We start from the raw sequence: 670 nt of genomic DNA on the forward strand, positions 1-670 counted from the left end.
CGTGCAATGCCCCGCTGGCATAGCTCCATTTTCCATTGAGCAGATACCCACTTTGCGTTTTAATGGCCACCCCACCAACGGCACCACTCCCGGCAAAACAAACTTCACGATCAGCAAAAATCTCTGCAGCCAATTTAGGATTTAAAAATCCGGCAAACCAGCCTGCACCTGCACAGAGTGTAATGGTCCAGCCTAAACTTCCATCAGCTTCAGCCAATTCTTCCTCCAATCTTAAAATTTCAGGAAGTTTTTTGTTTGGTCCGCCATAAATTTCGGGCACAAAAAGCTTAAACCAATTTTCCTGATAGGCCAGTTCTAAAATTTCGGGATGAAGTTTACCCATTTCTTCAGAAAGCGCTGCATAAGCTTTTACTTTTTCTTGCCAGGTGATGCTTAATGTTTCTTGCATGATTATTTTTTGCTTTACCTAGGAAGGTAATTAAGCCAATTTGAGTCTACTTTTGTTTATGATCTTCTTCCAGTCTAAAAATCCAAATATGGCTACGGTGAATAAAAATGTAGTTAAACAGGCCATGAGTGGAAGCTTTTTATGAAACAGCAATGGAATGGCAACAATATTCGAAATGTTCAGGAATATCCAGTTTTCTATTTTACGCTTGGCCAACAGCCACATACCTGCCCACGCTGTTGAAGATACAAAGGCATCAAA

The 670-nt window shown here is 40.9% G+C and carries 2 protein-coding genes; both read right to left on the minus strand.

The annotated features are described in order from the left end of the window. On the minus strand, nucleotides 1-409 hold a 409-nt coding region (locus tag AC1DND_RS28955), incomplete at its 3' end, for an acyl-CoA dehydrogenase family protein (protein WP_477586432.1). A 30-nt stretch (nucleotides 410-439) separates the two neighbouring features. Then, nucleotides 440-670 (minus strand): nicotinamide mononucleotide transporter (locus AC1DND_RS28960; protein WP_477586434.1); only part of this gene is annotated, 231 nt, incomplete at its 5' end.

The organism is Pedobacter sp. 01N416 (assembly GCF_056399685.1).